The organism is Arthrobacter sp. D3-18 (assembly GCF_054408525.1).
This window is the reverse complement of the sequence record NZ_CP096440.1, coordinates 3,329,971-3,344,455: the sequence shown is the minus strand read 5'-3', so window position 1 is coordinate 3,344,455 and position 14,485 is coordinate 3,329,971. Positions and strand designations below refer to the sequence as shown.

General features: G+C 55.3%; 13 protein-coding genes. 8 read left to right on the top strand and 5 right to left on the bottom strand.

Annotation, left to right across the window (positions count from 1 at the left end):
* The first annotated feature begins 170 nt into the window (after positions 1-170).
* Together M1D89_RS17460 and M1D89_RS17455 are read left to right on the top strand one after the other, a co-directional pair.
* Positions 171-614, top strand: coding sequence for a hypothetical protein (locus tag M1D89_RS17460; protein WP_498645413.1), 444 nt, complete (start codon positions 171-173; stop codon positions 612-614).
* Complete coding sequence (locus tag M1D89_RS17455) at positions 611-916, top strand: winged helix-turn-helix domain-containing protein (protein WP_498645411.1); 306 nt, start codon at positions 611-613, stop codon at positions 914-916. Before M1D89_RS17460 ends, M1D89_RS17455 begins: the two co-directional genes overlap by 4 nt.
* A gap of 51 nt (positions 917-967) precedes the next feature.
* Here the strand turns inward: M1D89_RS17455 and M1D89_RS17450 are convergent, their stop codons facing one another.
* From M1D89_RS17450 to M1D89_RS17440, 3 genes are all read right to left on the bottom strand, one after another.
* Positions 968-1,207, bottom strand: a complete 240-nt coding sequence (locus M1D89_RS17450; protein ID WP_402938116.1) for a PLDc N-terminal domain-containing protein — start codon at positions 1,205-1,207, stop codon at positions 968-970.
* Positions 1,208-1,699: 492 nt separating this feature from the next.
* Positions 1,700-2,212 (bottom strand): hypothetical protein, encoded by a 513-nt coding sequence (locus M1D89_RS17445; RefSeq protein ID WP_498645409.1) that lies wholly within the window; start codon positions 2,210-2,212, stop codon positions 1,700-1,702.
* A 38-nt stretch (positions 2,213-2,250) separates the two neighbouring features.
* A complete protein-coding gene (locus M1D89_RS17440; RefSeq protein ID WP_498645407.1) occupies positions 2,251-2,754 on the bottom strand; it encodes a MarR family winged helix-turn-helix transcriptional regulator in 504 nt (167 codons plus the stop codon).
* 87 nt (positions 2,755-2,841) lie between these two features.
* Here M1D89_RS17440 and M1D89_RS17435 point away from each other — a divergent pair, with 87 nt between their 5' ends.
* Positions 2,842-3,741, top strand: coding sequence for an EamA family transporter (locus tag M1D89_RS17435; RefSeq protein WP_498650983.1), 900 nt, complete (start codon positions 2,842-2,844; stop codon positions 3,739-3,741).
* Positions 3,742-3,848: 107 nt separating this feature from the next.
* Here the strand turns inward: M1D89_RS17435 and M1D89_RS17430 are convergent, their stop codons facing one another.
* On the bottom strand, positions 3,849-5,102 hold the full coding sequence (locus M1D89_RS17430; RefSeq protein WP_498645405.1) for an ABC transporter permease: 1,254 nt from the start codon (positions 5,100-5,102) through the stop codon (positions 3,849-3,851).
* A gap of 252 nt (positions 5,103-5,354) precedes the next feature.
* Here M1D89_RS17430 and M1D89_RS17425 point away from each other — a divergent pair, with 252 nt between their 5' ends.
* Genes M1D89_RS17425 through M1D89_RS17405 form a run of 5 tightly spaced genes read left to right on the top strand, consistent with a single transcriptional unit; the run spans position 5,355 to position 12,551 of the window.
* Entirely contained in the window at positions 5,355-7,994 is a 2,640-nt protein-coding gene (locus tag M1D89_RS17425) for a Z1 domain-containing protein (RefSeq protein WP_498645403.1), read from the top strand.
* Positions 7,984-8,991 (top strand): PD-(D/E)XK motif protein, encoded by a 1,008-nt coding sequence (locus tag M1D89_RS17420; protein ID WP_498645401.1) that lies wholly within the window; start codon positions 7,984-7,986, stop codon positions 8,989-8,991. The genes M1D89_RS17425 and M1D89_RS17420 overlap by 11 nt, the downstream gene beginning before the upstream one ends.
* Positions 8,984-10,846, top strand: a complete 1,863-nt coding sequence (locus tag M1D89_RS17415; protein WP_498645399.1) for a hypothetical protein — start codon at positions 8,984-8,986, stop codon at positions 10,844-10,846. The genes M1D89_RS17420 and M1D89_RS17415 overlap by 8 nt, the downstream gene beginning before the upstream one ends.
* A 41-nt stretch (positions 10,847-10,887) precedes the next feature.
* Entirely contained in the window at positions 10,888-11,727 is an 840-nt protein-coding gene (locus tag M1D89_RS17410; RefSeq protein ID WP_498645397.1) for a hypothetical protein, read from the top strand.
* Positions 11,728-11,732: 5 nt separating this feature from the next.
* Complete coding sequence (locus M1D89_RS17405; protein WP_498650982.1) at positions 11,733-12,551, top strand: DUF6339 family protein; 819 nt, start codon at positions 11,733-11,735, stop codon at positions 12,549-12,551.
* A 566-nt stretch (positions 12,552-13,117) separates the two neighbouring features.
* Here M1D89_RS17405 and M1D89_RS17400 read toward each other — a convergent pair.
* The gene (locus tag M1D89_RS17400) at positions 13,118-14,398 is read right to left on the bottom strand and encodes a type II restriction endonuclease (RefSeq protein ID WP_498645395.1); all 1,281 of its coding nucleotides are present in this window, start codon (positions 14,396-14,398) and stop codon (positions 13,118-13,120) included.
* Positions 14,399-14,485: the final 87 nt, after the last annotated feature.

Below are 14,485 nucleotides of genomic sequence, written 5' to 3'. Positions count from 1 at the left end.
TGAGGTGCGGCGTGGTACTCACCGAGGGTCAGAACTTCTGGGCTCAAATTTACCGGCTTGGCTGCGGCGGGTGATAACTGGATGACATGGCGCTGGTCAGGAAAGTACTTGACATCATGGAAAGTACTTTCCTAGAGTGAGGCCATTGGATGTCACAACTTGGGGGAATCATGAACGAGAACACAGGCAACGTGTCAGCAGCTGAAGCGCGCGAACTCTTGGCTAAAGCGGATTCGCTGGGCGCAACATCAATTAATGCTGCCGCTTGGCCGGTCGCCGTCACTTTCACCAGCCTGGCAATCATGGGTTCACTGCTAATGATCGGGATGCACATTGTGACCCATACCGGATACGGCGCGGCCCTTCTGGCATGTTCAGTGGGCGTCTGGGGTGCGATCACTGCGTGCATCTGGCCTACGTTCCAAAGGTCAACGAAAGCCGGCTTCACCAAACGCTTCCTCACATCCCTCACCGCCTACTTCGCTTTATACGTTGTGGCGCTGGTTGGCGGTGCTTACTTCTTCCCGAACGGTAGTCTCTGGTTCTACATCCCGGCCGCTATCGCCCTGGCTGCCATCGGCCTTGCCGCAGCATTCCGTGAGCTGCGCGCATGAGCACACCAGCAGAACACCCGCGGCACAAGCTCAACGAGCTCGTCCACTCGCCAGTCCGTTTCTCCATCATGGCGGCCCTCTCCAGGGCTGAGGCGTTGGACTTCAAGGACCTGCGAGATGCCATCCAAGTGAGCGACTCCGTGTTGAGCAAGCAGCTCTCAATTTTGGAGAAGGCCGAGTTCGTGAAGATCAAGAAGAGCTTCGCCGGCAAGATGCCCCGAACGTCGGCTAGCCTGACGGCTGCCGGCCGGGACGTATGGGCGGTGCACTTGCAGACGCTGCGGGAGATTGCCGGCGGCTAGGTGTTTCGTTGTAGCGGTGAGGCAAGCGCGACGCCTGGACTCGCCTTGGGGTCAGAGTGTCTTCCGCAACCTGGCGCTATTTCCGAAGCTGGCCAGGCGCGGTTTCGCGTAGAGCCACGCGAGGAGTCCGAGGAGCGGGAGTACAAAAAGTAGGACCACCCAGAGCACCCGGGTGGTTTGGTCGAGACGAACCTCGCTGAGCACATCAAAGACTGCCCAGATGATCGATCCCATAACGAAAATAGCGGACGCTCCCGCCAACAACACCAAGATCCACTGCCAAGCTTCCACGTCGTCCCCCTCGACCAGATGGTCCGATCAAGGTAGCACCCCTTGATGGCGGCGGAGTAGCCTCCTGCCACCGCTCGTCTCAGTACCCAGAACTTGTAACGCTGCGGTAGGGGAGTGCTCTGGTGAACGAAGGGCTGAACATCATGGATATCTAATGGGAGTCACATAGGGGTAGAGCTTGGCTTCTCCTCGTCGTAAGTGGCAGATGTTGCGTCAGCCCTCCAGCGTGCTATCCCGCCTGCTTCGTCAGAAAAGCCATTAACGACAGCCGAACGGACGATACCAAGCACCGGCCCGAGCAGCGGAGGATCCCCATTGGGGGTCATACAGGACCGGGACCGAATCGGGTTTTCTGTATGTAAAGGCGCATTCAATCCTGAGCGCCATTCCGCTCTCTGTTGTTATGCCGAAGCCGTAGTCGACGAGGCACTGCATAACGCTGTCGCCTTGGCGAGCAGCCGGCCATTTCCATGCGATGAGATTTGCCACCAATTACTGGTCCCTTGCAGTTTCAAGAAGTTTGCGAACTTCGTCCGTGGATGCATCGAGAAAATCGACGAGCGCTTGCATGGGTGCCGGCCCTTCTCTCCATCCCCATACGTCGGCGTCATAAGCGTCGTCCAGTTCAACCAGACCTTGGGCGAGCGGGTGTCCTTCATGCCGCACCACGGTGTGCGCCCAAGCCGCAAGCTCGCGTATTTGAAGTGTTCCTTCAATGACTCGGCGGGCATTAAAGTGGGCTGCGATTAGCTGAGCGTCGTCTAGCGTCATGCTTGCAGTCGCCAGACCTTGCTCCCGAAGAGCTTCTTCAATGAGAGCTCCGAGGTGAAACACGTTGATCTTCACGGATGCTCCAGCGAGTTCACGGAGCGTTTCGCTGTCATGACCCTCTAGAAGGGCATTCGTTGCAGCGGTAACCCCGACCTCTGCTGCATCCTGCTTCATAAGCCATAGAGCGCGCGCCGCAAGAAGCTCCATGATCGCTGACGTTAGCTCTGAGGTCACGCGTTCAGCATAGTCATGCCCGGGCGGCTGCTCCGTGCTTAGGAGTGTTCGCCGTCGTTAATTGTTAGTAGGAACTTACGCAAGAGGTTCGCCAGCTGCGCTCGCTCTGTCTTGGACAGTCCTTCAAGCATCTTGTGCTGGTTCTCCACGTGGTGGTCTACCACTTCATCCACCAACGCGAGTCCCTCAGGGGTGAGGCTGATCAGCAGTTGCCGCCGGTTGTCCGGGTTGGTCTCACGATGAACCAGCCCCCGGTTTACGAGTCGGTCCACGCGGTTGGTCATGGCTGCGGAACCGATCATGGTCAGGCTGGCCAATCGTCCGGGAGTCAGCGGCGCTTCTGCTGCCGAGCGCCGGAGCGTTGCCAGCACGTCGAACTCCCACGGCTCCAGGCCGAACTGGCTCATGAACTTCTGCACGTCCAGTGATGCCAGTCGGCTGGCCCTGTTCAGCCGGCCCAGGACGCCCATCGAACTGACGTCCAGGTCGGGGCGCTCCTTGTTCCATTGCTCAAGAATCGTGTCTACTGCGTCGCGGTCCATTGTCCTCCCGTGCTTGACCTCAAACAGTACAACACCTACATTGTCTTACATCAAATAGTTCGACATCAAAATGTATGGAAGTGGACAATGGTTAAGGCGTCTCCCCGGGATCTATTCATCACTGCACTGGCGCCCATGGTCTGGGGGTCCACTTACTTGGTGACCACCGAGTTTCTCCCCGCCGACAGGCCGCTCCTGGCCGCAACCGTCCGTGCCCTTCCGGCTGGCATCGTGCTGATGCTCGTCACCCGCACATGGCCGCGGGGGAGCTGGTGGTTCAAGGCGGCCGCCCTGGGCGCACTCAACATCGGGCTGTTCTTCTTCCTCCTGTTTTTCACCGCCTACCAACTGCCCGGCGGGGTGGCGGCGCTGGTCGGGTCGATTCAGCCGCTGTTCGTGTTGCTTCTTGGAGTGCCGCTGCTGGGGGAGCGGATCCGCATGACGCACATCGTCGCGTGCGCTGTGGGAGCGGCGGGAGTCGGCTTGCTTGTCCTGCGGTCCACCGCGACGCTGACGGTTATCGGTGTGATTGCCGGGATGGCCGGCGCGCTGAGCATGGCGGCGGGGATTGCGCTCACCAAACGCTGGGGAAGGCCCGACGGCGTGGGGCTGCTTGGGTTCACCGGCCTGCAGTTGGCGATGGGCGGGGTCATGCTCCTGCCGGTGACGCTGGTGGTTGAAGGGCTGCCGGGGTCCGTTTCGCTGCCCAACCTGGCAGGGTTTGCGTACCTCAGCGTGATCGGTGCGCTGGCTGCCTACGCGGTCTGGTTCCGGGGGATTCAACGATTGCCCACGATGGTGGTCTCGTTCCTGGGATTCCTGAGCCCTTTGGTAGCTACGGTGTTGGGGTTTGCGTTCCTGGGGGAGGCGTTGTCGGGCTGGCAGATTGTGGGGGCTCTGTTAGTTCTGGCGGCTGTTTTTTTGGTGCAGCGGCCGGGGGCTGTCGTTGATCGGCAGGCGCGGCGCAAGGCGATACCGATTCGATGATTGGTGCAACGGCATCGTGCTGGTTGCTTCTCCGATGCACAGCCCTCCGCGATTCCCGGCAGCACTCACAATTTGAATGGTTGCGCGCTAGCCTCGAGTTCAGGCTTCTAGCTTCTGAGTATCATCGCTGGGTCGGCGCGCGCTGCGACAATTGCTGGGTATGCGGCCGAGATCGCTCCTGTCAGCCCTCCGATTGCGATCCCGATCAGAGGCATGTTGGGCGTAATCACTGGTGTCCACACGTTGGCGGCTGAAATGGCTATGACCGCAGTGGTGCCGAGGACGCTGCCGGCGACGCCTCCCGCAACGCCAACGAATATGCCCTCCAAAAGAAACATGCGTGCAATAGACCATTTGCTTGCGCCCAATGCACGTCGTAGCGCCACTTCTCCGGCTCTCGCCTGTACTGACAAGTACATGGCAGTTGCGGCCGTTAGCGAGGCCAACACCAACAGAACGATTGAAACGAGGCCGACCATAAGACCGAGTTGGTCGCTGACCCCTGTTTTCAGGTTCCGCAGATCAGCTACCGTCTGGACGTTGATGGCCCCGGGGTTATCAGGACTCAAAGCCAGTGGAATTGCGTCGCTTAGCGGTGCTGGGAAGCCGGGCTTGGTCCTTGCGATGTAGGAGGGCTGCAGGTTCTTGATACTGGAGGCGGCGGCCGGATTAAGGAAGACTTTGTCCTCGGCCGATGCGTCCCGCGTGCTGCTTTGAATGAGGGCGATGACGGGAACAGGCTTTCCCCCGACCCAGATGACAACCCCTGGCGCAGCTCTCTCGATGCCGATCGTGGCGGCCGCCTTACTCCCCACAACGGTGGCGGGAAGGTCCGGGTAAGCTGCCAGATTGCTCTCCGCAGTCTGCGGGATCAGTTGGCTATCCAAAATCGACAGGCGATTGGCGTCGGCTATCTCGATGAGTCCGTCGAAGTATGCAGTTGAGGGGGATGTTCGTGTTATCTGAGCGTCGGCGGGGGCGGCGATGGAAGTCAGACCAACACGTTCGACACCCTCAATGGCATCAACAGCCTTGTAGGTTGCTTCCAGCTCGGCATTGGTTGGCAGGGTTCCCGCTGGACGCCGATTGTCTGTAAAACGAATCTCGTCCAACGCAGCCAGGTCTAGACGCTCCGCTACCTGCGCGGAGGTCGTTTGCGTGGTGCCGGTGGCGGCGACCAACCCACCGGCACCAAGGAGAAATGCCATCAACAGCAGCGCAGTCCGCATCGGACGGGTGGAGAGTGAATTGAAGGAAGAGAGCATAGCCTTGCTCGCAATCTTGAACCGGGCCGCCAGCGGGGTCGCAGGGCGGTCAGTCGTCGAACAACCGAAGTACCCAGTTGCGACAGTAGCAACCATGGCTACTCCCGCCCGAAATTCAATAAGTTAGCTCGCTCCACGCCACCCACTGCAGGAAACTAGAGGTTTCCTCCAGATCATGCAGCCCTCCTCCTTGGAAATGGACGGCGTTGAAACTCGAATGATTTGTGCTCCGGGCATCCACTGGCGTGTGCACGCTGAAACGCCTCACCGTGTCGTGCCTAGAAAAACTGGGATCCCGCAGGCAATATTAGGCATACTCGCATCGTACTAAAGGACATTGGGGCAAGGATGACGTGGACGTCAAAGCACGAGACAGCACTTGAACAGCTAAATTTGCTGATCAAACAAGGCAAGAGTCGCGAAGAAGGCGGAAGAACCCTGGCTGTGCTTGGCCTTGACGGAGACTTCATTGAGCAGGTAGTGGAACGACACGTGGCCATCGCCGCGGATGTTTTCAGGTTGAAAACGAGCCCGACTGTTGACGCGTCTGACGCCGAGCCTTGGTACGCCGGTGTCCAGCCTGGAGATATATTCTGGCCGAAGTTGCGGGACCATCTTATGCAGGACGCGAACTGGGCCCCGGCGGTAACGTCGCTGGACAGCACTTCTCGAGATGTTGTGGCGCGACTCGGTGACCCCTCGTTGACGCACTTCGCGAAGCGTGGCCTTGTGGTCGGATATGTACAATCGGGAAAAACTGCTAACTTCACAGCAACGATTGCAAAAGCAGCGGACACAGGATATCGCCTGTTCGTTGTATTGTCCGGCGTCCACAATTCGCTGCGACGGCAGACACAACTTCGCCTAGAGAAGCAGATAGTCGATCTCAACCCGATAAACTGGATCACCCTCACCTCTGAAACTGCAGATTTTGGCAACCCGGTCCAAGCCCTCCCGCTGTTGGCAGGGAGCCCTCTTCGCCTATTGGCCGTCGTAAAAAAGAATGTTTCACGTCTTTCCAATCTCGTCGAATGGCTCAGCACGGCTCAAAAGCACGGTGCGTTGGATGACTGCCCAGTGCTCATCATTGATGATGAAGCCGATCAAGCCAGCGTCAATACGGCTAAAGATGCTGAACTCGATCAGACGGCCATTCATGCCAAGATCAAGGAGCTTTTGAGTCTTCCAAAGGTGAGCTATCTTGGTTACACTGCGACTCCCTTTGCAAACGTTCTATGCAATCCCAAGGATGCTTTAGGAATTTATCCTAGGGATTTCATTTATTCACTTCCGAAGCCCGAGGGGTACTTTGGGGCCGAAGAGCTGTTCGGCGCGGCCGTGTTGGAAGACGAAGAGTCACGGGTCATGCCCGGACATGACATGATTCGTTTCGTTCCCGCGCAAGAAGCATTAGGTTATGCCGTAAAGAACAAACAAGCCTACTCACCGTTGATTTCCCCGTCTTTAGGGGATGCGATTCGCTGGTTTGTGATGGCCACCGCAGCACGCAGGGCGAGGTCTGGGGAAGTCTCCCACTCCAGCATGCTTGTGCATACGACCATGAGAGTAGCGCCTCAAATGCAGTTCGTTCCTGTCGTACGCAAATTCCTAAAGGCTTTAGCCGCTGAATGGGCGTCTGGGCATGTTGACTCTTGGCGTTCGCAATGGGATTTTGAAACAATTGCGGAACCGGCTGAGAGGCACGGTCTCACGCCCATTTCATTTTCTGAGATGTCTGTATCCGTCAACGATGTTCTGTCGAAGGTCCATGTGGTGGCAGATAACAGCTCCTCAGATGATCGCCTAATTTACTCGGACGATCCAGCAACAGTAATTGCCATCGGTGGGAATACGCTTTCGAGGGGCTTGACCCTCGAAGGTCTCGTTTCGTCATTCTTCCTACGAAGCTCCGGGATGTATGATTCTGCTCTGCAGATGGGTCGGTGGTTCGGATATCGTCCTGGCTATGCAGACCTCCCTCGCGTTTGGACTACTGCCGCCCTGGCCAGCAATTTCGAATTCTTGTCACGCGTAGAGGCTTCCATTCGTGAAGACATAAATCGATATGCGGAGAAAGGTATCACGCCAAGCAAACTGGCTGTTCGCCTCCTCCTTCATCCTAAAATGCAGGCAACTGCGAAACTGAAAATGCAATATGCCGTACCGGTGACATCGTCCTTTAGTGAATCACGCCCACAAACCATTCACTTTGAACACAAGAACTACGAGATCGTCAACCGTAATCTCGATGTCGCACGGGCACTCCTAGAAAATGTCGGGCTCACTGCCGAATTCTCCGGTCAGCTACATTCGGGTACCAAGGTTCTTCGCGGAGTCGATGCGAAGGAAGTAATTAGATTCCTTGACAGGTACAGTTTCCACGCTGATAGCGAGATGGCTGGCGGCTATGTGGCTGAGTATGTGAAACGACAAGTGGACTTTGGTGGACTCCGTAAGTGGAATATTGCCATCGTAGGAAATAAGAATGCCTCAAATAATTCGGTAAAGCCCGTCGAAATTGGGGGTGGTTTATGGTTCCATCCTGTAAATCGATCTCAGATTCAGGGGTACCAGTCCGATGTTCCAAACACAGCATACCTGAAAGCCATAACGTCCACTGCGGACTTTAGTGCAGATATTGCCGAGGAATACTCGATAAGCAACACTCAGGATGCAATCGCAGCCAGGAACGATAGCGGAGTGCCGCTCTTGGTGCTGTATCCGATCGAAGCCAATTCGGTTCCAGGCCCACAGGCTAACAGGCAACCTAACGGCGTGGTGCGCGTTCCACTTGAGGCTGTGAACACGCTCGTTGGCGTCGCGCTTTCACTGCCCCAGGCAGTGGATGGCTCTGAACCAGAGGACATGATTCAAGTCGATCTTCGGAGCCTGAGTTCAACGGACGTTAGCGACTCATACGATGCCGATGATGCAGAATACGAAGACAGCGAAAGCTCCCTGAACCAGGTTTCGTTCGATGGACACTAATCCGACGGTTGAATCCGTGTGGGGTGTCGTTGAAGCGTTAGCCATGAAACAAAGCTCAGTGCTTACGTGGCATGCGCTTCCGTACAGTGTCGGTGCAGGTGAGCTTCAAGCCGCAGTTGACATGGATGGCCACTTCGTAGTTCTGGTGCCGCTGACGCACGGTGAGACAGTCCCAAGCGACAACACAGCGTCAACAGTTCAACTGCGTCGTCAGGAAGCAGGCGGTAAGGCGTACGTGGGCGTTTCCTGTCTGAAGCCAGATCTCAACGATGTCTTTCTTATGTTTGTTCACGATTTGATTCGGTCGTTGCCCCACCGCGGCAAGGTGTGCGACGTAGTTGTGGATGTCGTTCACCGCTGGCGCTCGTTGTTCGCGGAAGCGGAGAAGGCAGCCATACTTTCGATCCCCCAGATCATAGGCCTACTTGCGGAACTTCACACTCTCGAGAACATCCTAATAGGCGATCCATACCGTGACCTGAACGTCTGGACTGGGCCAGGAAAGTCGCAACACGATTTTCGAACAGTAGGACACGCGCTTGAGGTTAAGGCAACAACGGGCAGAGAGGGACTCAGGGTAAGGATTAGCAGCGTTGAACAGCTCAACAGCGACGCAGACGTAAGTCTCCACCTTGACGTTTATCGCTACGAACCTAGCCCAGAGGGCGACTCTCTTCCCGCCGCCGTGGCTAGGATCCAAGCGTTGCAGGTTGAGCCCGGACTCTTGAGCAGTTTACTTCTGAAGTCCGGATACCGGGGCCAATTCAGTGATGTCTATCAGGCGTATCGATTTAAGACGTCGGGCCACTATGTCTACGACGTAAAAGAGTCTGGCTTTCCCCGCATCACCCCATCCTCTTTCGTTTCAGGGCGTCTTCCTAGCGGAACGGAGAGGCTTTCATACACGATAGATTTATCGAACGCTTCTACATCGCCCCTCAGCCCTGACGAGCTCGGAGAGGTCTACGTCAACATGAAGGGTGTAAAGGGTGCTTGATTGGATTCCAGAAGCGTTGCCGCCGAGCGGTGGACTATCGGCTGAAGGTTTCACTAAACTCCTTGGTCGCCCTAGCCTTGATCCTCTAACTGTTCTCGTACGAGAAACAGCGCAGAACAGTTGGGATGCGAGGAAAAGTGATGACCTGCCGGTCAAGTTCTCTATGAATTTAACTGACATTCAGGATTCAGTTAGGCTTCTGCTCCGTGACGAGGTTTTTCCAGGAGCTAGACGCGTAATCGGAACAGATTTAGCCAAGACGCTAGACAGTCCTGGTCTCAACGGCCTCTTTATTTCAGATAGAAATACCAAAGGACTCGGAGGTCCGGTTCGGGCCGATGTTCTCGACCCCACTGATTCTTATGATTGGGTCGATTTTGTTCTCAACGTCGGAAAGGCAAATCATCAGGTTAAGACCGGTGGAACATATGGATTTGGGAAGACAATTTCGTTTGTTGTCTCCCAAGCTAATACAATCGTCATATATTCGAGAACTGAGTATGATCAGCAGCCTGCAACTAGGTTGATTGCCTCGGCTATTGGCGACAAGTTCAACGATGGCAGAAGCAACTTCACGGGCCGCCACTGGTGGGGAAGCGACGTAGACGGTGTTCCGACGCCCATAGTGGGTGAGGTAGCCGATACTTTGGCCTCGAAGATAGGCTTTCCGCCATTCCTGCCTGGTGAATATGGAACGACAATTTTGATTTTGGCTCCTTCCTTCGGAGGTAGAACGCCGGAGCAGGCAATGAACTTCTTGGTCGAATCTGCACTTTGGCACCTTTGGCCTAAGTTACTGGCCGGTGCAAAAGGTCTAATTCCCATGGAAGTTGCCTTCTTCCACAATGGCCAACCGGTTCCAGTCCCCAGCTTCGCTTCGACCCCTCCCTTGAGTAAGTACGTCGACGCATTTCTGGGTCTTCGTTCTTCTGACGTTCGACCTCTTGGCTACGTGGAGGAGACATTGAAGAGACATGCGGGTGGAAGCGTGTCTACCTTGGGTCGCCTTGCTACTGTGCCGTTCGTTCGTGAGCCCCGCAGAATTGTCGATGACGGGCATGACCCTGAAGACGATGACTCACCTGCTCCTGCTTCGCCCTTTGGCAATCTGGCCAGCCACCATGTGGTGCTCATGAGATCGCCCGAACTTGTCGTTGAGTATCTTCCAGGCCCAGAGGCTCCAGATCACTCCGTGGAATGGGGTGGAGTCTTTCGTGCCGACGAGGGGTTGGATGAAGTGTTCGCTAAAGCGGAACCGCCTACGCACGATGCTTGGACTCCGGACTATTTGGAAGACAAACAGGATCGACTTATAGTTCAAAAGTGTCTTCGAGACATCAGGAAGCTAGTCGAGGGACGATGGGGTACGCAGCCGCAGCCTGAGGCAACTTCGGCGTTGAGCACAGCTCTCGTTGCGGACGCTTTGTCTCACCTGGTAATAGGATCTCCAGGTGCGGGTAGGGGGAGGCCCGAAAAGCCTCCGGTACCTAGAACGAGGAAGGCTGTCGCCCAGAGCGGGTTGGTATCCAACTGGACCGACGTTATCCAACGCGAGGATGCCTTGGTTTCCGTAGCCAGTTTTACTTTGAACTCAGATGCAAGCCGGCCCATTACGATTTCTGTTGCAGTGGGGGTAGCTCTTGAAGGATCGCAGAGGGACGTCTCTCTCGACGAGAACCTAGCGTTGCGCGCTGCCTGGGTTGACAGCGAGGTGATCTCACTGGTTGGCCTGAACGCATCGTTCACAATCGAACCAAGGAAGTCTTGTGAGATTCTGCTGGAGGCAGCTTGCTCCGGCCAAACTTCCGTTCTATGGGAAGTCAAAGCTGGCCCGGCGGACGAGGGACCCGAGTGAAACTAAGCGTGCCGCCGTTTAGGATGGCCAAGACAGAACACGTGGAATTCTCGGGTTGGTTCTTCGCCGGCGACGGTCGTGATGTGCAATTACATGATGAGCTAGAACATTGGGACTACCAGGCAACGCTGCAAGTCAATTCGCGATTGGCCCTAATTCGTGCAGATTTGCTGTCATGGTGTGAACTTGGTTCGTCAACGAAGCTTGCGTGTCTAGTGACGGCCAAATCAGACAAGACAAGAGTTGAGATGCTCTTAGCACGCGTCGAGATTCCAATAACTGCTGAGTCGCTGAACCTGAAAGTCGCCATCCCCGGGCAAGAAATGGGTGGGCGTCTCACCATAACCACCTCCGTTGTGGTCTTGGACGCTCATCCTCTGTCGGCAGTTTCCGCGAGGCGGCCGGGGAGTGTTCTGTGGAGCACAAGAACGCACACGCACCTTCAAGGCGTCGGGTCTCAATTCCCGACGTATGCGGAGAGCTTTTCTGAACGATACCCTGACTTTAGGGACGCATCTTGGTTTCTCCAAATTGAAACCTCCGATTTGGAAGCATCCTTCTTGTCTAGCGTGAGACTTTTTCTGAATGCCGATAAGACTCAGGTGAGAAGACTATTAGCGGGTAGCAAGGATACAGCAACGCAATTGCTTAGGCGCACCATTGACACTGATGTGACCAGACAGCTAGTTCACTGCGCCCTCAACCTTACAGAAGTCATGGATGCTGAAGTTGATTTTGACGAACTGGACCTGTTACACGGTCTTCGCAATATCCTTCAAATGATTTGGCCGGCGACGGACGCTAAACAACTTTGGAACGACTATAAACGGACACCTTGGAAAATTGAGGCAAAGATTCAAGCAGTACGGAAGTTGACGTGACACTCATGGACGAAGGCATATATCTCTATCCGCGTCTCGATCCCGCCACGGCATTACGGGAGTTAGACGATCAGGCCTCACAGGCCCTCTCTGGCCTCCGAATGCGTACGGACACTTCGCATATTCACGCGGCCGCCTCTGCTACTGGTGGGATCCCAGTACCCCTTGGACTGTTGGGAGACTTACAAACGCTTCTTCGGGAAATAGCCGACGACTTCAAATTTCCAGAACCCCTGAATTTAGAACGTCAGCAGGAATTTGATCGTATCTGCGGAACTGTACTATACGATCGAATGCGGGTGGTGCCAGGTGACGCGGCTGAGGAGGGAGTGTGGTCCTTCATTTCGCTGGTCCTTGTCCCAGAAATAGCCCCTTGGCGTTTTCCGAGTCGACATCCCAATCGTATACTCGGAAAACCGAGAAATACATTTCGAAGGCTGTGGTGGCGGGCATGGTCCCTTGGCCCCGATCTAACCTCGACACCTGCAGGATCGCAACCCCTAAAGGAAGACGACTATTTCCAGATTATGGAGAGGACTAGTATATCGGGGGATAGAAGGACGGCGCAGGCATTGCAGGCACGCATTTTGGCGATCAATCCCGTTCTGACTGGCGTGGACAATAGTGTCACCCGCAACGATTTGCTTCGCGAGCTTATAATACGACTACGTGCACAAAAATCTCATATAGCATTCCAAGCTCTTGAAGAAGATCAATTATCAATACTGATAGATGGTTGCTTGGTATCGTCGGCCGCGGCACTAGGTATTGATCTAAAATTGAATAGCGTCGATTCCTTGCCAAATTTGAGAGTCACAGTCTGATTGAACGCTTTCAAATTTTGAATTATGCAGTGACTTGAATTGGTCCGTTTTTCCGCTGCATAGTAGTGCTTGTGGAATGTATTTCTACCATGAATTTTGGGGCTAGCGTTTTCCGAGTTTAGAATCGGCGATGCCATTCAGATGGTGACTCTGAGACAGGGATGGCCTATACGATGGTTTCCACGCTCTTCGGGTTGGTAGGGAATTGAGTTCGTGTCGTTGAAGACAAGAGAGCCCGTGGCCCTGCTGGGATGAGTGAGTCACTAAAGGATTGCTCGTGGCGGTTATCGGGTGCCACTGTGACCTGGCGGAGGATTAGGTCCTAAGAGTTCGTGAAGATTGCGGCATTGCTTTGAAGAAGCAGGAAGGGGTGGCTTTCAAGGAGTCAATGATCCGTAAGGGGAGTACTTGCAAGGCTTCACGCCATGGTCGAAGAGATCAATTCTCGATTCGATGCTTAGAGAGACGTTGAGGGGAGTCTGTTCCTGCTTCTCGGCGATTGGGTTGTTTGGATCAGTTAGATAGTAAACATCTCAACTGCTGTCGTTTTTGGAGCGTAGGCTGGCTCATCTGGATGATTCCTCTGTCGGGACCTGCAGGTCGGATGCAAGTGCTTCGCGTCCTTTGCCGTCGCGTTCTTTGGCCATAACGATGAAGTCGTCAACGTTCATGAGCCACTTCTGTTGCTCGGGCTTGTATGGTCCGTGCAAGGGTTGGGGGATGACGAGTTGAATTTTGTGATCCTTCATCTCGTCGGTTTGTGCAGGACTGATAGGGCTTTCCAGTGTCAGGAGGTGCTTGTGGTCTATTCGTTTTGCTTCACTAAGCACTTGTCGCCATCTGTCCTTGCACGTGGTCTTAACGCCGAGCATGGTGAGATCCGGTGAAGGAAAACTGGTGTCCCTGTACTGGTCAATGCTTGGGAAGACGAAGTCCGGACGGGCCCTGTTCTCTGTGACGGGATTGAAAGTGTTGCGGACGTTCAACATCTTAAAGAGTGCGATGAGGTGGTTTTCCAGACCCTTGCCAGCTCGGCTTTTGCGTCTGTTGTGTAGGGAAAGTGATACCTCTATGAAGCTGTCGACATCCACGTGTCCGTCTGCATAGAGCGCATCGAGGGTGTCAGCCGCTAAGTGTCGTTCCAAAGTTCTGAAGAGCATTTCTTCCTGTTCGATCCAAGCCATGAGTACACCGTCCGGGTTATGGGCAGGGTGAAGATCGGGCAGGGTAGAACGGGCGAAGGCGCCGAATTCCGCCGACGTAGGGAACCGGGGCCCGAACTTTTGCAGAATCCTGTCCAGCCAGTCCTCGTTGCCTGGCTCGACGGCAATACCGAGCATGTCCAGCAAATACATCGCGGGCAGGCTGAGGCTGTCGTGGCCGGTCTCGAGGCCGCTCCGGACTGAGAAGCCTCGGTGTTGCAAGACGTCCGTGCCGAAGAGCCAGTCGAGCTGAGCGGCGACGCTTGAGTCCGCCGGTGCCACGATGAACAGGACGCCACCGGTCTTCTGTTTTGCGATGAAGACGATGTCGCCAGGTTGGGCCATCTTCATCGCATTGATGGATGCCGGATAGTAGAGACGGTATTCAGACCGGTTCGGAATGTTGATGCGGGCGTCGTAAAACGTCAAAATCCCGTCCTCAGTAACAGGTTCATCCGAGTCGTCGGAAACCTGAAGAAAGCGGGTGGGAACGAAAAGTTTCTCGGTTGGGCGGCCGAATAATGCTTGGAGTGCTCGCACTCCGTCGAGCTCGTGCTGATTCGAGCTGCGGCCGACAGTTTCGACTGCGCTCAGAATCTTGGCCGCAACGCCGTCAAAGTGGTCTGCCAAGTCTCCGAAGTCCATAAGTCCCCCATGCCGCCGTAAGCTGGTTGTGTTCGAGCATTGACAGTATCGTGGCGCCTGCCTAGAGCGGGCGCCACGACACGTCCG